Raw genomic sequence first — 19156 nt, forward strand, 5'->3', positions numbered from 1 at the left:
ACTGTTTTATGGTAGAAATTGGGCAAGCTATAGCTGCAACCGACGCGCCAAAACTCCCCATTAACCAGAATTGGCTAGAATTTTCTACCTATGCCAATACAGAAGGCTTAATTGCAGGTGTAGATGAAGTGGGGAGAGGCGCTTTGTTTGGTCCTGTGGTCGCAGCAGCGGTGATTCTACCAGATGTTAATAGTTTGCCCCAACTCCTCACAAGCAACATTAAAGACAGTAAAAAGCTGTCGGCTTCTCGAAGAACTCAGTTAGCCAAGCAGATTTTTGATATTGCAATAGACTGGAAAATTGGTTTTGCAACTACGGCTGAAATAGACTCTTTTAATATTTTGCAAGCCTCACTAATCGCAATGAAGCGGGCTGTTCTGAAATTAAAGGTACAGCCTGCAATTTGTTTAATTGATGGTTCGCAGCCAATAAAAAATTTTTCAATTCCACAACAAACAATAGTTAAAGGAGATTCGCTTTCGCTGACGATAGCTGCCGCTAGTATTGTTGCTAAAGTTTGGCGCGACGATCTTATAATTCGTCTTGCTAATAAATATTCAATCTACGACTTAGAACGAAACAAAGGTTACGGCAGTAAGAAACATATATTAGCAATACAAAATAATGGCATCACGCGCTTACATCGGAAATCTTTCCGTCCCTGCCAAATAGAGCAAAAGTAAAATTATTGTTTTATTCTTGCTTTAAGATGCTATTCGGGTCTAAAAACTTTAAAATTATTGCTATCCGATTCAAAGCTGTTATCTTTAGTTTGCAATTCAACCCAACGTTGATAATCAACCAGCAGTTGACGTAGCAATCTTTGCTTTATTGTTAACAATACGCTTTTTAGCAAGCCGTTACCAGTAGTTTCAAGTATTGGTTTGGGAGTGAAAGAAAAAGGTGGAGGTAATTCCACAAGTACTTCTAGATTTGCTATACCTTTAAGACGAGTATTCCCATCTTTTTTATAACTTGATAAGTTACCTTTTAAATCTAGTTGAAAACGTCGATCAATATAATCAATGCCACGAATTTCAGTTTTTACTGATTCTAAATTGATTGTTCCACCTTCCAAAGCCCATACTCTCATGTCTACAATTGGTTGAATACTTAGTGACATGAAAGCTAAAGGACGCATTCTTAAACGAAAAATTTCTGCACTTAGCTGTTCAATCCGGCTGGAATCAGCTAAAGCATTAACTAAACGCTGGGGTTGTCGTAAATAATGCTTAATTGGAATAGGCTGATATGGAACGGGAATTTCTACTGATTGGCAGGCTTGAAATTTAGTAGCCATAGTTAAACGATAATATATTATCGATCGTTGTATTTTGGGTTGATAAATATAGGTTTGGACAATTATACAAAACCCATACATTTATTAATTATAAAAATTATTGGTACTTTATAATATCTATTTTTAGTCAGAAAGTAAGTATTATGTTTGCTATCTTAAGTCGTAAGAAGTCAAAAATCATCTAAGTTCAGGTTTTTCAATGATATCTATTGCACATTTAGGGCCATCAGGCACTTATGCTGAACAAGCAGCCTTATATTATGTTAGTTGGTTTACTAAAACTACTAAAATGGAAGCTTCATTGTGCCCTTATCCAAGTATTTTTCAAACGCTTCACTCTGTAGCAAAAGGTAAATCGGATTTAGCAGTAGTACCTGTAGAAAACTCTATTCAGGGAGGGGTTACTGTTACTTTAGATACACTTTGGGAGCTAGATAATTTGCAAATTCAGCTAGCTTTAGTTGTACCTATTACTCATGCATTAATCTCTTGTTCTAAAAACATAGATAATATCGAAATTGTTTATTCTCATCCACAAGCATTAGCTCAATGTCAAAAATGGCTGGAGAAATATCTTCCTAAAGTACAGTTAATTCCCACTAACTCTACAACAGAAGCATTGCAAAAATTAGAAAATATGCAAACTGCGGCAGCTATTTCATCCCTTAGAGCAGCACAACTATATAACTTACCCGTATTAGCAAACGCTATTAATGATTATCCGGAAAATTGCACTCGCTTTTGGGTTATAAGTAAGCGCGGCGATAGTCCTAAAGACAACACATTCGCTAATACCCTTTGTTATACTTCCTTAGCATTTAGCGTGCCTGCAAATCTACCGGGTGTATTAGTTAAACCCTTACAAGTGTTTGCCAATCAAAATATTAATCTCAGCAAGATTGAATCGCGTCCCACAAAACGTTCGTTAGGAGAATATTTATTTTTTATGGATTTAGAAGCAGATGTCTCCTCGAATGAAATGCAATCAGCTTTGAATGAGCTGTCTAATCACACGGAAATTTTGAAAATTTTCGGCAGCTACAATGTTTTACCAACAGATTTTATATCTTGAATCAAAGGAAAAGTGAGTATTCTTAATATCGCCTCCCGTGAAGTAATCTACGTAATTAATTCCCCATAAATAAATTTATGACCTTCATGCCGTCATCTAGTTCACAGATAAATCTGGGGGTTTTAAACCTTAATAATTTATTCGGGAATTAATTTTTTTTGGAAAGACTGAGAATTGTTAATTACATATATGACTTCATAAAAAGTTAAAAAATTATCACTGCCAAGCTAGGAATACAATTGAAGCCATTGAGTTATGATATCTTTGATAAATTATCGAGTTAATTTAGCTTTCTTGATACATAAAACTATTAAAAATTGCTTTACAAAAAAACGCAACTTTTATAGAAATAGAATATTACTTCCAAGTTCAATAAAGCTTATCTAAATTAATAGCAAAAACTACTAATAATTAATTATCGTTCAAGACTTTTGATTTAATGTATCTTTAAGAACTGTACGAGCCGCTAGATGATTCCGAGTTGAAGTTAAAATTTCTGATTCTCGTTCTAAACGTAGGGCGGTATCTTGCATTTCTAATAAGGACTGTTGTTCGGGAGCAACACGATAAAGGTTGCTTGCTACCCAGTAGGATAATTCTTTAGGCAAAGCTGGTAAATCTTGGGGTAGTTCTATATTTTGTTCGGTTAACTTAGCACTTAACCTTACAACATCACGTAATAGCTGTTCGACCTCAGAAGCTTCGTGTCGTAAATCTTTACTCGGTTCTTCATCATCAATCCACTCAACTAATCCAACAAAATAAGGCTTCTCTCGCACGTATTCTAGTACGCGAAACCTCTGCTGTCCCAAAGTTAGCATTTTCATGCGGTCATCTTTTAAACGTTGATGATGAATAATTTCCGCACAGCAACCGACATTCGCAACAGTACCTTTTGCTGGGTCAACCATCAATACTCCGAACCTGCGATCGCTATCCAAAATCGTGTTCATCATAATTCGATAGCGAAATTCAAAAATATGCAGGGGTAAAGGTCTGGTGGGAAACAGAACCACATCCGGTAAAGGGAACAAAGGTAGCTCGCGAACTGCAATTCTAGAGGAGGATGTCATATTTACCGTGATATATAGTTTGTACTACTACTTGTACTACGCATAAAAGTATTTCTTTGTGGAAAAACCCGTATTTTCTTTATATTTTATCTCAAAGTCGTTTTGCAGCGACTAAAAAGCCCTTAGAAAAATTTCCAAGGGCAGTAAGTAACTATTATTGTTTTTCGATGAACATTTATCAAAAAAGATAATCAATCTTGAATTAATAATTACAGCTTGACTTCAATATCTACACCAGAAGGTAAATCAAGCTTCATCAAAGCATCAATGGTTTTTGAAGAAGGCTGATAAATATCGATAATGCGTCGATGGGTACGGGTTTCAAAATGTTCTCGCGAATCTTTGTCTACGTGAGGAGAACGCAGTACGCAGTAAATACGGCGCTTAGTAGGTAAAGGTATCGGGCCAATTGCTGTTGCGTTAGTGCGGTTGGCAGTATCAACTATTTTCTCGCAAGATGTATCGAGTAAGCGACGGTCAAAAGCTTTTAAGCGAATTCTAATTTTCTGCTGCTGTAAAGTAGCCATTTGTTCAGTTTTCCTGGTTCTGATTGTTTGTATGAGGGAGGATGGAAATTCTTCTTAATCGGTCAAAATCAAAAACGCATTTTTTTAAGGCACTTTGATAATCTGGCAGGATTCGGGAAGAACTGTTTATATTTCCAACCAAAGACAGTTAAAAAGCAGAGAGGTGTTTTACCATCTCTGCTCGTATTTTAGTTAAAGTCCGCGCCGAACTATTTAACGATTTTAGAAACTACGCCAGCACCGATGGTACGACCACCTTCACGAATTGCAAAGCGCATTCCTTGTTCAATCGCAATTGCGTTGATTAGCTGTACGTTCATCTTAATGCGGTCTCCTGGCATTACCATTTCCGCAGCACTACCATCATCAGCAGTAAAGGACTGAATTGTACCCGTTACATCGGTAGTACGCACGTAGAATTGAGGGCGATAGCCAGAAAAGAATGGCGTTTTACGACCGCCTTCTTTTTCAGTTAAAACGTATACTTCACCTTCAAATTCGGTATGAGGAGTAATGCTACCGGGCTTTGCAATTACCATGCCGCGCTCGATATCATCTTTCTGCATACCACGTAGTAGTATTCCGGCGTTATCTCCGGCCATACCCTCATCGAGACTCTTCTTAAACATCTCGATACCGGTTACGGTGGTGGGACGAGTATCTCTGATACCAACCAGTTCAACTTGGTCGCCAACTTTGACTTTTCCACGTTCGATTCTACCAGTTGCTACAGTACCACGACCTGTAATGGAGAATACGTCTTCCACAGCCATTAAGAAAGGCTTATCTACAGCACGTTCGGGAGTAGGAATGAAAGCATCTACCTGTTCCATCAAATCGTAGATTTTATCTACCCACTCGTCTTCACCTTTCTTCATGGTGGGGTTAGCAATCATTTTTTCCAACGCTTGCAAACCAGAACCTGAAACTACGGGAATATCGTCACCAGGGAAATCGTAGTCGCTAAGAAGTTCGCGGACTTCCAATTCCACCAACTCCAATAATTCTTCGTCATCCACCATGTCTTGCTTGTTCAAGAAGACTACGAGGCTAGGTACACCAACCTGCTTCGCTAAGAGGATGTGTTCGCGGGTTTGAGGCATGGGACCGTCAGCAGCAGACACCACGAGAATTGCACCGTCCATTTGGGCTGCACCAGTGATCATGTTTTTCACATAGTCAGCGTGTCCGGGACAGTCTACGTGAGCGTAGTGACGACCATCAGTTTCGTATTCCACGTGGGAAGTATTGATGGTAATACCCCGTGCTTTTTCTTCAGGAGCGTTGTCGATATCATCGTACTTCTTTTGTGCTGACTGACCCAAAGCGGATAAAGTCATGGTGATGGCTGCTGTCAACGTGGTTTTACCGTGGTCAACGTGGCCAATAGTACCGATATTAACGTGTGGTTTATTTCTTTCAAATTTTTCGCGTGCCATTTATCCTCGTTTCCTTTTTTAACTATGCGTTCCCTTGTTTTTAGCGATAATTGCCTCAGCCACGTTGCGAGGCACTTCTTCGTAGTTACTAAACTGCATCGAGAAAATACCCCGACCTTGGGTTTTTGACCGAATGTCAGTTGCGTAACCAAACATTTCTGCCAATGGAACTTTAGAAGTTACTTTGGCTAAACCTTGTTCGGACCCCATGCCTTCAATTTGACCTCGACGAGAGTTGAGGTCGCCCATAACATCCCCAAGAAATTCTTCGGGTACTTCTACCTCAACTTTCATCAATGGCTCTAACAGCACTGGTGAAGCTTTCATTACTGCTTCTTTCATCGCCATTGAGCCGGCAATTTTGAAAGCCATTTCCGAAGAGTCTACATCATGATAAGACCCATCGACCAATGTTGCTTTAACATCAATTAGTGGATACCCAGCTATAATACCGGATTCACAGGTTTCTTTCATTCCTTGCTCGACGGGTCCAATATACTCTTTTGGTATCGTACCGCCGACAATCTTGGAAACGAATTCAAAACCACTTCCCTCGTCTGCGGGTTCTAAATTTACAACTACGTGACCGTATTGACCTTTACCACCGCTCTGACGGATGAATTTACCTTCAATTCTGTTAACTTGCTTGCGGATTGTCTCGCGATAGGCAACCTGCGGGGCACCAACATTAGCTTCTACCTTAAATTCTCGTAGCATTCTATCTACTAGAATTTCTAAGTGCAGTTCGCCCATTCCTGCAATCACTGTTTGATTGGTTTCAGGGTTAACGCTAACTCGGAAGGTTGGATCTTCTTCCGAAAGTGACTGCAATGCTCTACCTAATTTCTCCATATCCACTTTTGTCTTGGGTTCAACCGCAACGGATATTACTGGCTCTGGAATATAAAGCGATTCCAGAATTATGGGAGAATCCTGTTCGCAAAGCGTATCACCCGTTAAGGTGTCTTTCAGACCAACGGTAGCTCCTAAGTCTCCGGCACACAGTTGTTCGACATCTTGTCGTTCATCTGCTTTCATCACTACTAACCGGGAAATTCGTTCTTTTTTCCCTTTAGTAGAGTTGTAGACGTAACTGCCTTTCTTCAGCACGCCAGAATAAACCCGGACAAACGTCAAACGACCGTAGGGATCGGCCATCACTTTGAAAGCAAGAGCTGCTAAAGGTGCTTCATCGTCAGCAGGTCTTTCAACGGTTTCACCGCTTGGTAGAGTACCTTGGATTGCAGGTACTTCTAACGGAGATGGTAAATAATCAACCACCGCGTCGAGTAATAGCTGTACGCCTTTATTTTTGAATGCCGAACCGCAAAGCGTCGGCACCATAGTTCCGGCTATTGTACCCTTACGTAAAGCAAGACTAACCTCTGCTTCGGTAAGTTCTTCCCCCTCGAAATACTTAGTCATTAAGTCGTCCGAGGTTTCTGCTACTGCTTCAACGAGTTTGGTCCGGTATTCAGTGGCAAGTTCGAGCATATCACCAGGAATATCCTGCTCTTGAATATCCGTGCCTTGGTCATTGTTGTAAATAAAGGCACGCATTTTTACTAAATCCACAATGCCACTGAATTCGCTTTCGCTACCGATGGGCAATTGAATGGGAATAGCATTAGCTCGCAGACGGTCACGAACCTGTTCGTAAACCTTATAAAAGTTTGCGCCAGTACGATCCATCTTGTTAACAAAGATGATTCTCGGTACCTTATAGCGGTCTGCTTGTCGCCAAACCGTCTCCGTCTGAGGCTGCACGCCGCCCACAGAACATAAAACCGTAATTACACCATCCAATACCCGCATAGAACGTTCAACTTCAATAGTGAAGTCCACATGACCGGGGGTGTCGATAATGTTAATTTGATGGTCTTTCCAACTGGTACTAATTGCAGCAGCGGTAATAGTAATCCCCCGCTCCCGTTCTTGTGCCATCCAATCGGTAACAGCCGTTCCCTCGTGAACTTCACCTATTTTGTGAATGATGCCGGAGTAAAACAGTATTCTTTCTGTTGTTGTAGTTTTTCCCGCATCAATATGCGCCGCAATACCCATATTGCGAACTTTTTCTAGCGGGTTGGTACGTGCCACTACTGCCTCCTATGGCTTTTGCCTCTTGATATCTTGTATATTACACGGATGTAAATCGAATAATACTTACGAACTTAAAACTGTCCGACTTAATAGTAATAAAGATGATATGGCACCTTTACCACAAACCAATATATCCGTCTTTAACCTAATAACGATAATGTGCAAAGGCTTTATTTGCTTCTGCCATCCGGTGCGTTTCTTCTCGCTTGCGAATTGCGCTACCTGTCTCGTTAGAAGCATCCATCAACTCGTTTGCTAGCTTACTAGCCATTGTACGACCTGGACGCTGGCGAGAATACTGCACCAACCAACGTAGTGCTAGGGTTGTACCTCTTTCCGAACGTACTTCCATTGGTACTTGATAAGTCGCACCACCAACTCTTCGAGCTTTCACCTCCACTAATGGAGTTAGATTGCGTATTGCTCTTTCAAATACTTCTGTGGGATCGCCACCAGTTCTTTCTTCAATGATTTTCATTGCGTCATAAACTATCCGCGCAGCAAGAGATTTCTTGCCGTGACGCATTATGCGGCGAATTGTCATACTAATCAACCGACTGTTGTAAACTGAATCAGGCGGAACTGCGCGCCTTTGAATTACACCACGACGAGACATACTTAACCTTTAATTCAATATAGCAACTACAGAGAAATGATATTGATACTTCCGGGCATTATATAGTATGAATCCCTATTTTTATGACCCGCGAACTTCCGTCTTACATTGCAACTCGGAAAGCGGATGCGTTCTGGAGAGTCATATTTTATTAAAAACGTTGCTCGCGAATTATTTTAAGCAAGCAAAATTCACCATAGGAATCCAAAAACCCGAACTAACCGCTCAAAAAACTTTAGTTGCTGTGGACTTTCTCAACTTTATCAGTATACAGATAACGCTCCGAATAGTTGAAAAACCGCTCCAACTATACATATCAAGCGTCATGATTTATACGTTGATATTTAAATGGAAATCCAAAACGTCTTATAATTCTAGTATTTTACATACCGAACCGTCGCGCTGTTTTTAATCCCAATCAACTGTAGCTATTTTCTTCGCTTACCGGGATTATTTTCGCTTCAGTCAGCCGACTTTTAAGCATAGCCCGAGAAAACAACTACAGCTGACCCATAAGGATAGTTGTTAAACGCATTCAAGCGTTTTGGGTAGCTGTAGACTTTTAGAATTTGAATTATATACAAACACTGTCGCAATTGATTCTAAAAAACAACGCGACAAACCACAGCCACAATTACGATTCCTTCGGACGTTTTGTTCCGTACTTGGAACGACCTTGCTTGCGGTCTTTGACTCCGGCAGTATCCAAAGTTCCACGAATAATGTGATATCTCACGCCCGGTAAGTCCTTAACCCTACCGCCACGAATCATCACAACTGAGTGTTCTTGCAAATTGTGACCAATTCCTGGAATGTAAGCTGTAACCTCAAATCCAGAAGTTAATCTTACCCTTGCTACTTTTCTCAGAGCCGAATTAGGTTTTTTAGGTGTTGTTGTATAAACCCTGGTACAAACGCCCCGTCTTTGAGGGCATTGTTTCAGAGCCGGGGACTTGGTTTTCTGACGCGCTTTAGAGCGCTCGTTACGAATTAATTGCTGTATTGTTGGCATGAGTTACAGCACGTGAAGCTGCTGATTGTCTAAGTTTTAACAAATCCTGATTATATCTCTTTTTTAAAAAGATTATGTCAATTTTTGATAAAAATTTTATTAATTTTTAATATTACGGCAAGTAGGAATTATAAATTTACAGATTTTAACCGGTAACGGGTAGCTGAATTTAGTCGATGGAAAACGAATTTCCGCAACCGCAAACCTCAATCGCTTGGGGGTTGTAAAAGCGAAAGCCCCCACCCATGAGGTCTTCGGAGTATTCTATAGTTGACCCTTGAACCTGCTCTAGGGTTTGGGGATCTAGAACTATTTCGATATCCTTGGAAGTAAAAACGCGATCGCCTTGTGTTAATGTTTGCTCGTCGTTAAAAGACATATCGTAAAACCAGCCAGAACAACCACCAGGCTTGACGGTTAGTCTAAATAAAATATTGGGTGTTTTCTGCTTCGATTTTAACCGCTTGATCTCATCTGCTGCCGCTTGAGAAAGTTTAATCATTTGAGAATTTTATCTAAAATTTGAGATTTTAAATTCTAGATTAACAGTTAGAAGTTGCCAGGGAACAGAGGGAGGTAGCTTTTTTCATGTCGCCCTTCTTTGTCGAAGCTTAACTCCAGTTACTACTCAGTTAAGCAATTAAACTCATTTTTCAGATCCCCCAACCCCTGCTAATTTAGGGGCTTTTATTCCCTCCTTTTTAAGGAGGATCTCCCCTGAACCGAGCAGTATTTGCCTGACTCCTGTTCGACGTTACCTATAATTTTCTCAAAATCTCAAAATATATAAAAATAACGCACGGAAAGCATAAACCAAAAAGGTAGAATTCTCCGTGCGCCTGTCCAAAACACAATATATTTTTAAATGAAAGTTATGACCAAAGGTAAGATATCCCTAATTTTATTTTTCAGCACGCGCATAATCATCTTGATAACGGACAATATCGTCTTCTCCTAGATATTCCCCATTTTGTACTTCAATCAATACCAAAGGAATGACTCCAGGATTTTCTAAACGATGCGCGGTGCATTGTGGTACGTAGGTAGACTGATTATTACTTAATACAATTTCTTCTTCGCCGCAAGTCACTTTAGCAGTTCCAGAAACTACAATCCAGTGTTCGCTACGGTGATGGTGCATTTGTAAGCTTAAGCGATGACCCGGTTTAACTTCAATCCGCTTGATTTTATAGCCGCGTGCTTCTTCCAAAATCGTGAAAGAACCCCAAGGGCGTAATTCTGTTGCAGCAACGCCTTCAGGGGTCACTGCTGGGGGTAGGGTAAATGCGTTAGCTTCTGTTGTTTCTTGGAATTGAGCCATAGTTACCTCGTTTGAAGACATAAAAAACCGCTAGTACTCTACTATTGTTGGAAAAAAGTAGTGTGATATTGCAACCGTAATTGTCTGCAATTGAGTCCACCTTAGCCAAACATACCAAAGCTATTTGTTGCCGTGTAATCAACAGGTAGCGATAATCGTATGTTTACACCAACTCTTCATCAATCATAAAGGTAGCTTTTTACAAGCTTTAAAAACTCTTCACTTACTAGTAATTTATCCTTACAATATACTGAACATTAATAGTTGGTTAAGCTACAATTCATGAGTCAGTAATAGAATTAGGAATAGGGCTTCATTAAAGTTATCCCGGCATTGGTCAGACTTATCCAAAATCCACTTGTTAAACAAGTCAACTCGGATGCTTTTTGGCGGCTTAACCCAATATCTTGGGTGAAAATAAGATTATTTAAGCCGCCAAAAAGCGAAGTCTGACCAATTTTGGACAGGTTTTTTCCAAGGGCATGGGGCATTCGTAATTGCTAATTAGGCATAGTTAAGAGTTAGGAGTTAAATATTCTTACCCCTCTACCCCCTCTCCCTATCTCCTACTATCTATCCCCTTGACTCACGGGCGCGGCAAGAAAATACCAATGCCATTATGAACGCTGGCAGCGGTATTCGGCGAACGGTCGAGTAGTTGTCCTCCTAAATAGAGACTTGTGGAACTACCACCGTCTAAGTTAAGAGCGTTGACGCACCCTAGCTGCTGCATTAATTGAGCATGTTCTGTTAAGCTGGGTCCCTTTCCACCAGCCCTATCGTGTACTGCAGCAACTATAAGTTTTCCGCTCTTAGTGGTACAAATGGCACTACGAATGGCTTTTTGGTCTGCAAAGGCTTTACTGAAATTTTCGGCTTGAGCATCGAGAACAATTTGATTGTCTTTCAACAATAGGGGTCCGGCTCCCAATACGTGGGGATAGCGATTAAATTCTGGGGAAACAGCAGAACTGACGAGACGTAAAGGAGTTCCAATTTGGAATTGGGCAGCATTATTTACAGCACCAGCCCGTAGAGCGAGTAGATAGCCATTTTTAGGGATGGGAGCAAAGCCAACTCCAGCTTTAGCGCCCGCATACTGTTGAATAACTTTATTGTTTTGGACTGCGACTATAATTTCGTTGTCAGTAAGTGGCGTATAGTTTTGTCCCCACAAATGCGTATATCTAGCTATTCCTTGCTTTACGTATCCACTGTTTAAGTGAGTAATTGGCAGTTTTTGATTGTCGGAAAAAATCAAATTTTCTTGTAAAGAAAGGCGGTTCATGTAAAATTGACCGGCATCGTTCCAAGCAATTGCTCCTCGATTCAGAATTGGGCCGGAGAACCATTGACTATCCCGACGAATTGCACCCAGAGGTAAACGATTTTTTCGGTTGAAGAAACCGCCATTTATGGCGGCTGCTGCTAGGTATTTACGCGCTGTTTTAATTAGAGGTGCAGTACCTTCTTGTTTGTCTTGGTTAGTAGCAACAGGTCTTATTTTGACTTCGGAAGTACGGGGATTTACTTCTAACCATACTACTGGAAAGCGATCGCTGCCCAAGGAGACAAGTTGCTGTCTCCAACGCAAGCCTGGTGCCCAATCTATTGAGCGTCCGACTAAAGCATCCGGACGAATATCCACAATTAAACGATGGGGTTTGGGCAAGCTGCTGATACGGGGAGTCAAACCGAAAGGAACTACCAATCGAATAACTGTTTGATTGTTAACTACTTCAACTTTTTTGATTAGCGGTTCGGAAGTAGATTTTTTTGATACTGGTAAAGTTCTATTATTGAAGGGGTTATCTAACTGTATTGGTTGCGGTATTGGTGGTGCAGGAGTGTAGCGGCTGACCAAATTAGGATCTGCAACTCCATCAATGGTGATTATCCATTCTCTTGCAGGGAGTTTTGGCTTTGGTGGTTTGGGAGCGGAAATATCGGTATTAATAACAACACTTCGAGGTGTGAATGGAAGTTGAGGTACCTTTGGTTTGGGCTTCGATTGAACTTGAGGCTTAGATTTTGGCTTTTTAATCAAGGAACCCGCAGTCAACTTCCAAGGTGTTGGACGATTTAAATCTATGACTAAGCGCTGCTGCTCAAATGAGGATTTATTTTGCTTAATGGTTTTTACTTTTGCTTTTGGTGTAAAAATTACTAAAGTATTGCCTTTTGCTTGTACTTTCCATTTTGCTTTTCTAGCAAATTTTGTAATATCTAAATAACGATATCCTTGCTCTAAAAAACCAGTTAGTACTTGTGGTTTAGATTGCGAAGAGAACCACTGTATTGGTTGCAGTTGTGGATTATTGCTACTCAATAAATCTACACCTATTAGCTGTCTGAGGGCAGCATCACTTATATAAGTCAGAACTGGAGACTTTTGACTTTTACCTTTTTGCTGTACCCAAGTTCCTGGCAAGGTGCGACCATTGATAGATATTTGACTGCCTTGAAATAATGAGCTTTTGGAAGTCGATATAAGTAATGATTGATTTGACACTACATTTTCCCGAACTTCATAAGAACTAGGTTTAGCTCTAGTAACAGAAGTTGCAGTTAAATTTAATATGATTGCCAGGATTGGCAACGTCATTATCTTGACAAAAAGACCATTTTTACTATCCATAGTAATGCGGTTTTTCTTTTGACCCAAAGTTAGCTTTTTGACCATAATGTTCTTTAAGTATTGACTCAAAAATAGCTGAATCTGACATCGGAATAATTATCGTCATGCTGCAAAAACTGTGACATGATAGGGTATAAATACCAATAGCTAGAAAGCAAAACAATAGAAATAGTTGATTCACGGAAGCAAATTGTAAATAATGCATCAACAAAGTCGGTTTATTTCGCCGCTATATTTCTAATATTTTTTGCTTTCAAAATATAAACCTAAATGTTCTATCGTTTTTTATACGACGCTACTTATGCGGGGTGTAGCAGGGATTAATCGAATTCGTAAGCGGTATTTGCCCCCTTGATTCGGGCTTTATACGACAAATTTGACACACACTCGGTAATCGGGAATTGCAAATGGACAATTAGTGTAATACGCTGCTAAAAGATACCTAATTAGCGAAATTTTGGTATTTAAAATAGTGAACGATTAAGTAGAAGTTTTGTTTCAGGTCGGAGATATATAACCATATCTACAAGCAAAACTTGCACTTTAGACAAGCTGATTGAGAAAATATACAACCTCAATATATAAAGTCGGAAACTGCTAAGCCGCTATGTTGTGGTGAGTTAGTGTGGTATTGGGGGTTTTCCCCATCAACAACTAACGAACCCGTTCGCCGAAGGTGTTCCCGAAAGGTAGGGAGGTTTCCTCCGTTGTAGTAAGTGAAGCAGCGCAGTCTTGGGGAGCCAGTCCGTTGCGGAGGTTCCCTCCGTTGTAGGAACTGGCGTGGTTTTCCCCATGTGAGCCGGAGGCTTTCTCGCAGAGTGCGACAGCTGTTAGCGCAGCGTGGGCGAAGCGCATACCCGAAGGGTGGCGCAAACCGCAGGGCGATACAAGGATTAACTAGCTCAATTCAGCATAAACACATAAAAAAATAACGGGATAAGTTTAGCACGGGTGTACAAAAAATCAACCCAGGAGTTAAAATCTTTCTCCCGGCATTTTGGTAACTCAGTTTTCGGGGGCGAGAAATTTGGCGAATAGTTTTTATCCAAAAAATTAGTGCTATCGGGGGACATTCTATGAATAACAAGCAGATGAATCAAGGTAAAGACATAGCATTTTCAGATACTTTTTTAGGGCAGAAGTGGTTAGTTGAAGAGAGAGACGCTTGCGGGGTGGGTTTCATTGCCCATCGCAAACAGCAAGAAAGTCATGAAATCATGGCAAAAGGATTGGTTGCGTTAACCTGTTTGGAACACAGGGGTGGTTGTAGCGCAGATAAAGATTCTGGTGATGGTGCGGGAATATTAAGCGCCATTCCTTGGGAATTGTTGCAGCAAGATTGGAATGAAAGGGGTTTGGAAGCTGCGACGGATAAGAATATTGCTGTAGGGATGCTGTTTTTACCTCGTGACGAACAAGCCGCTCATACTGCACGGGGTATTGTGGAACAGATTGCGCTTTCTGAGAATTTGAAGGTGTTGGGATGGCGCGTGGTTCCTGTAGATGAAAGCGTTTTAGGAGTGCAAGCTAAGGAAAATAAACCGCAAATCGAACAGATTTTTCTCCAGTCAGAAGATTTTAGTGGAGATGAGTTAGAAAGAAAACTTTATATTACCCGTCGTCGGATTGTCAAAGCAATTCGTACTCATAATAGTGAGTGGATGGATGAATTTTACGTCTGCTCCCTATCAAGTCGGACAATTGTTTACAAGGGAATGGTTCGTTCGGCAGTTTTAGGAGATTTTTATCACGATTTAAACAATCCCGCTTATAAGAGCAGTTTTGTTGTTTACCATCGCCGTTTTAGTACCAATACAATGCCTAAATGGCCTTTAGCTCAACCGATGCGGCTGTTAGGTCACAATGGAGAAATTAACACGCTATTGGGCAATATCAACTGGATGAAAGCCAGACAAGCGAGTTTGAGTCATCCTGTTTGGAAACAACGTTTGGAAGAATTAAAGCCTTTTGTACGTATAGGAAACAGTGATTCTGCAACCTTAGATAACGTATTTGAATTACAGGTGCGTTCGGGACGCAGTCCTTTGGAAGCATTAATGATAATGGTTCCGGAAGCTTATAGGAATCAACCGGCTTTAAGTAATTATCCCGAAATTGTAGACTTTTATGAATACTACAGCGGATTGCAAGAAGCTTGGGATGGTCCGGCGCTTTTAGTATTTAGCGATGGTAAGACAGTTGGTGCAACTTTAGACCGTAATGGATTGAGACCAGCCCGTTACTGCATAACATCGGATGACTACATTGTGGTTGCTTCTGAAGCTGGTGTGGTTGATTTCAGTGAAGAAAATATCATTGAAAAAGGTCGGCTTGGTCCCGGAGAAATGATTGCCGTGGATTTACAAAACCACGAAATTCTCAAAAATTGGGAAATTAAGCAGCGAGCCGCTAAAGCCAATCCTTATGGGGAATGGCTACGACAACATCGGAAATCATTGAACAGTGAGCAGTTAACAGAAAATAATGGTAACGGTGCTAACGGTAACGGTGCTAATGGTAACGGTGCTAATGGTAACGGTGTAAACGGAAATGGACATTCAGCTACTAACAACCCTTCGGGTATCTCCTCCGGAGACGCTGCGCTAACGCAGTCGCACTCTGCGAGAAAGCCTCCGGCTCACATGGGGGAAACCACGCCAGTTCCTACAACGGAGGGAACCTCCGCAACGGACTGGCTCCCCAAGACCGCGCTGTCTCACCAACAACTAACAACTAACCCAATAGATAGAAAAGCTTTACTGCGGAATCAAATGGCTTTTGGTTACACCACAGAAGATGTGGAGATGATAATTCAACCAATGGCAATTGATGCTAAAGAACCGACTTTTTGTATGGGTGATGATATCCCTCTAGCGGTACTTTCTGGAAAACCACATTTACTGTATGACTATTTCAAACAGCGATTTGCCCAAGTAACAAATCCACCAATCGACCCCTTACGAGAAAAATTGGTGATGTCGTTGAAGGTGGAATTAGGTGCAAGAGGTAATTTACTCGATCCCAAACCCGAATATGCTCGCCGTTTCAAGTTGGAATCGCCAGTATTAACTGAGGCTCAATTACAAGAGATACAAAAATCGGATTTTGGTACGGTTGAATTATCAACAGTATTTCCCATTAGCAGCGGACGGGAAGGTTTAAAAGCTGCTGTGGAGTCTTTGCAAAAGCAAGCCGTGGAAGCAGTGCGTAATGGTGCAAAGATTTTGGTATTGAGCGATAAAGTCTCTCAGAATTCCCAAGAGTGGCAAGAGTATGGGGCAATAGATGCAGAGAATACTTACATTCCGCCTTTATTGGCTGTGGGTGCAGTACATCACCATTTAATCGGTGAAGGATTGCGAATGAATGCTTCTTTGGTGGTTAATACTGCTCAATGTTGGAGCACCCATCATTTCGCTTGTTTGATTGGTTTCGGTGCGGCTGCGGTTTGTCCCTATATGGCTTTGGAGACTTTGCGTAGCTGGTGGTCAGATCCCAAAACTCAGCAGTTTATGCAGCGCGGTAAAATCGCGGCTGTAAGTTTGGAGCAATCCCTAGCTAATTATGCCAAGGCTGTAGAAAATGGTTTGCTGAAAATCCTTTCTAAAATGGGAATTTCGCTGTTGACTAGTTACCAAGGAGCGCAAATTTTTGAAGCTATTGGTATTGGTAGAGATTTGTTAGATTTAGGATTTTACGGTACGACTTCTCGGATTGGTGGAATTAGCCTCGTAGAATTAGCCCAAGAAGTTTTATCCATACACTGCAAAGCCTTCCCCGAATTAAACGCCAAAAAGTTAGAAAATTTGGGTTTTGTTCAGTATCGTCGCGGTGGCGAATACCATATGAACAGCCCAGAAATGGCGAAAGCGCTGCACCAAGCTGTTGATGGTAAAAATTACGACCATTACGAAGTTTATCAAAAGCATTTGCAAGGTAGACCAATTACCGCATTACGCGATTTACTTGACTTCCAAAGCGATAGAAAGCCGATTCCCATTCAAGAAGTAGAGCCAGTAAGCGAAATCGTCAAGCGCTTCTGTACGGGGGGAATGTCACTAGGAGCATTGTCACGAGAAGCACACGAAACCCTGGCGATTGCCATGAATAGGCTTGGCGGAAAGTCTAATTCAGGTGAAGGTGGTGAAGACCCCATACGTTTCAAAGCTTTAAATGATGTTAATGAAACGGGTCATTCAGCAACTTTACCTCATTTAAATGGTTTGCTTAACGGCGATACGGCTTCGAGTGCAATCAAGCAAGTTGCATCGGGACGCTTTGGTGTAACTCCACAGTACCTGATGAGCGCCAAGCAAATTGAAATTAAGATGGCTCAAGGTGCTAAACCCGGAGAAGGGGGACAGTTACCGGGTAAAAAAGTTAGCGAATATATTGCTAGCTTAAGACGTTCTAAGCCTGGAGTGACTTTAATTTCTCCACCACCACATCACGATATTTATTCGATTGAAGACTTGGCACAGTTAATTTTTGATTTACATCAAATTAACCCCAAAGCTCAAGTTTCGGTAAAACTGGTATCAGAAATTGGTATCGGAACTATTGCTGCGGGTGTAGCCAAAGCCAATGCCGATATTATCCAGATTTCCGGTCATGATGGTGGTACGGGAGCATCACCTCTGAGTTCTATTAAACACGCCGGTTCTCCTTGGGAACTGGGTTTAAGCGAAGTACACCGAGTTTTGATGGAAAATAGCCTGCGCGATCGAGTGATTCTGCGCGTAGATGGCGGTTTGAAGAGCGGCTGGGATGTTTTGATGGGAGCAATGATGGGAGCCGAAGAATTTGGTTTTGGCTCCATTGCCATGATTGCTGAAGGCTGTATTATGGCGCGGATATGTCATACAAATAACTGTCCCGTAGGTGTAGCTTCCCAGAAGGAAGAATTACGCAAGCGGTTCCCCGGAACTCCGGAAAAAGTGGTTAATTTCTTCTACTTTATTGCTGAAGAAGTACGCAGTTTGTTAGCAAAGTTTGGTTATCGAAGTCTCTCGGAAGTAATCGGACGTGCTGACTTAATGAAAATGCGCGAAGATGCACAATTAACCAAAACAAAAGCATTAAATCTTGATTGCTTGTTGAAATTACCCGATACCAGAGAAAATCGTAGCTGGTTGCAGCATGAAGTAGTTCACAGCAACGGTGCGGTTCTCGATGATGATTTATTAGCGGATGCTGAAATTCAAAATGCCATTGACAGACATTCCCAAATAAATAAAACAGTAGCTGTGGTTAATACAGATAGAACCATAGGGGCACGCGTTGCTGGAGTTATTGCTTCTAAATATGGGGATAACGGTTTCAAAGGACAAATTAACCTTACCTTTACTGGCAGTGTCGGACAAAGTTTTGGTGCTTTCAATCTCCCCCGAATGACTTTGACATTATTGGGAGAAGCCAACGATTACGTGGGTAAGGGAATGAACGGTGGAGAAATTGTCATTAAACCACCAAGCATTGCAACTTACGATCCATCTCAAAACGTGATAATTGGCAATACCTGCCTTTACGGTGCAACTGGTGGAATTTTATTTGCTACAGGTAAAGCTGGCGAGCGTTTTGCGGTACGTAACTCTAAAGGTACGGCTGTAATTGAAGGAGCCGGGGATCATTGTTGCGAATACATGACTGGTGGTGTAATCGTAGTCTTGGGTGCAGTCGGACGTAACGTTGGTGCTGGAATGACTGGTGGATTGGGATATTTTCTAGATGAAGATGGTAACTTCCCCGAACTAGTAAATCCAGAAATTGTAAATATTCAAAGAGTAGTTACAGACGCAGGAGAAAAGCAACTCAAAGATTTGATAACCGCTCATTTGGAACGTACCCAATCGGCTAAAGCGAAAATGATTTTGGATAATTGGCAAGAGTTTTTAGCTAAATTCTGGCAGTTAGTACCTCCTTCTGAAGCTGCTTCTCCCCAAGCCGGTGCTCAACAAAAGCAATTGAGTAAGGTTTAGTAGTTAGTGGTTAGTTGTTAGTTAATAACTAATGGCTAATTACTAATTAATATTAAAGTTTATGGCGCGGATTCATT

The 19156-nt window shown here is 41.2% G+C and carries 13 protein-coding genes; 3 read left to right on the forward strand and 10 right to left on the reverse strand.

What is annotated here, in order from left to right; translation table 11 throughout:
* Positions 1–8: 8 nt before the first annotated feature.
* Positions 9–683, forward strand: a complete 675-nt coding sequence (locus RIV7116_RS05135; protein WP_015117208.1) for a ribonuclease HII — start codon at positions 9–11, stop codon at positions 681–683.
* 29 nt (positions 684–712) lie between these two features.
* Here the strand turns inward: RIV7116_RS05135 and RIV7116_RS05140 are convergent, their stop codons facing one another.
* Positions 713–1300, reverse strand: coding sequence for a DUF1997 domain-containing protein (locus tag RIV7116_RS05140; RefSeq protein WP_044290760.1), 588 nt, complete (start codon positions 1298–1300; stop codon positions 713–715).
* Positions 1301–1499: 199 nt separating this feature from the next.
* Here RIV7116_RS05140 and pheA point away from each other — a divergent pair, with 199 nt between their 5' ends.
* Complete coding sequence (pheA, locus tag RIV7116_RS05145; RefSeq protein WP_015117210.1) at positions 1500–2372, forward strand: prephenate dehydratase; 873 nt, start codon at positions 1500–1502, stop codon at positions 2370–2372.
* 422 nt (positions 2373–2794) lie between these two features.
* Here pheA and RIV7116_RS05150 read toward each other — a convergent pair whose 3' ends face one another.
* The 9 genes from RIV7116_RS05150 to RIV7116_RS05195 form a co-directional block, all read right to left on the reverse strand.
* A complete protein-coding gene (locus RIV7116_RS05150; RefSeq protein WP_015117211.1) occupies positions 2795–3445 on the reverse strand; it encodes an LON peptidase substrate-binding domain-containing protein in 651 nt (216 codons plus the stop codon).
* Positions 3446–3654: 209 nt separating this feature from the next.
* On the reverse strand, positions 3655–3972 hold the full coding sequence (rpsJ, locus tag RIV7116_RS05155; protein ID WP_015117212.1) for a 30S ribosomal protein S10: 318 nt from the start codon (positions 3970–3972) through the stop codon (positions 3655–3657).
* Positions 3973–4181: 209 nt separating this feature from the next.
* Positions 4182–5411 (reverse strand): elongation factor Tu, encoded by a 1230-nt coding sequence (gene tuf, locus RIV7116_RS05160; protein WP_015117213.1) that lies wholly within the window; start codon positions 5409–5411, stop codon positions 4182–4184.
* Between the two features lie 18 nt (positions 5412–5429).
* A complete protein-coding gene (fusA, locus tag RIV7116_RS05165) occupies positions 5430–7511 on the reverse strand; it encodes an elongation factor G (protein WP_015117214.1) in 2082 nt (693 codons plus the stop codon).
* A 148-nt stretch (positions 7512–7659) separates the two neighbouring features.
* Positions 7660–8130, reverse strand: coding sequence for a 30S ribosomal protein S7 (rpsG, locus tag RIV7116_RS05170; protein ID WP_015117215.1), 471 nt, complete (start codon positions 8128–8130; stop codon positions 7660–7662).
* A 634-nt stretch (positions 8131–8764) separates the two neighbouring features.
* Positions 8765–9142: a 30S ribosomal protein S12 gene (gene rpsL, locus RIV7116_RS05175; RefSeq protein ID WP_015117216.1), complete on the reverse strand. Its 378-nt coding sequence runs from the start codon at positions 9140–9142 to the stop codon at positions 8765–8767.
* Between the two features lie 169 nt (positions 9143–9311).
* Positions 9312–9644, reverse strand: coding sequence for an iron-sulfur cluster assembly accessory protein (locus RIV7116_RS05180; RefSeq protein WP_015117217.1), 333 nt, complete (start codon positions 9642–9644; stop codon positions 9312–9314).
* Positions 9645–10043: 399 nt separating this feature from the next.
* Positions 10044–10463, reverse strand: a complete 420-nt coding sequence (locus RIV7116_RS05185) for a phosphomannose isomerase type II C-terminal cupin domain (protein ID WP_015117218.1) — start codon at positions 10461–10463, stop codon at positions 10044–10046.
* A 586-nt stretch (positions 10464–11049) separates the two neighbouring features.
* Entirely contained in the window at positions 11050–13146 is a 2097-nt protein-coding gene (locus tag RIV7116_RS05195; protein WP_015117219.1) for a phosphodiester glycosidase family protein, read from the reverse strand.
* Between the two features lie 1031 nt (positions 13147–14177).
* Between RIV7116_RS05195 and gltB the strand changes: the two genes are divergently transcribed.
* A complete protein-coding gene (gene gltB / locus RIV7116_RS05200) occupies positions 14178–19079 on the forward strand; it encodes a glutamate synthase large subunit (RefSeq protein WP_015117220.1) in 4902 nt (1633 codons plus the stop codon).
* Positions 19080–19156: the final 77 nt, after the last annotated feature.

The sequence above is a fragment of the Rivularia sp. PCC 7116 genome, assembly GCF_000316665.1.
Taxonomy (GTDB): domain Bacteria; phylum Cyanobacteriota; class Cyanobacteriia; order Cyanobacteriales; family Nostocaceae; genus Rivularia.

What these genes read in the sequence shown, in the direction of transcription:
- RIV7116_RS05135 (WP_015117208.1), top strand. Translation starts at nt 9, where the DNA reads ATGGTAGAAATTGGGCAAGCTATAGCTGCAACCGACGCGCCAAAACTC.
- RIV7116_RS05140 (WP_044290760.1), bottom strand. Translation starts at nt 1,300, where the DNA reads ATGGCTACTAAATTTCAAGCCTGCCAATCAGTAGAAATTCCCGTTCCA.
- pheA (WP_015117210.1), top strand. Translation starts at nt 1,500, where the DNA reads ATGATATCTATTGCACATTTAGGGCCATCAGGCACTTATGCTGAACAA.
- RIV7116_RS05150 (WP_015117211.1), bottom strand. Translation starts at nt 3,445, where the DNA reads ATGACATCCTCCTCTAGAATTGCAGTTCGCGAGCTACCTTTGTTCCCT.
- rpsJ (WP_015117212.1), bottom strand. Translation starts at nt 3,972, where the DNA reads ATGGCTACTTTACAGCAGCAGAAAATTAGAATTCGCTTAAAAGCTTTT.
- tuf (WP_015117213.1), bottom strand. Translation starts at nt 5,411, where the DNA reads ATGGCACGCGAAAAATTTGAAAGAAATAAACCACACGTTAATATCGGT.
- rpsG (WP_015117215.1), bottom strand. Translation starts at nt 8,130, where the DNA reads ATGTCTCGTCGTGGTGTAATTCAAAGGCGCGCAGTTCCGCCTGATTCA.
- rpsL (WP_015117216.1), bottom strand. Translation starts at nt 9,142, where the DNA reads ATGCCAACAATACAGCAATTAATTCGTAACGAGCGCTCTAAAGCGCGT.
- RIV7116_RS05180 (WP_015117217.1), bottom strand. Translation starts at nt 9,644, where the DNA reads ATGATTAAACTTTCTCAAGCGGCAGCAGATGAGATCAAGCGGTTAAAA.
- RIV7116_RS05185 (WP_015117218.1), bottom strand. Translation starts at nt 10,463, where the DNA reads ATGGCTCAATTCCAAGAAACAACAGAAGCTAACGCATTTACCCTACCC.
- RIV7116_RS05195 (WP_015117219.1), bottom strand. Translation starts at nt 13,146, where the DNA reads ATGGTCAAAAAGCTAACTTTGGGTCAAAAGAAAAACCGCATTACTATG.
- gltB (WP_015117220.1), top strand. Translation starts at nt 14,178, where the DNA reads ATGAATAACAAGCAGATGAATCAAGGTAAAGACATAGCATTTTCAGAT.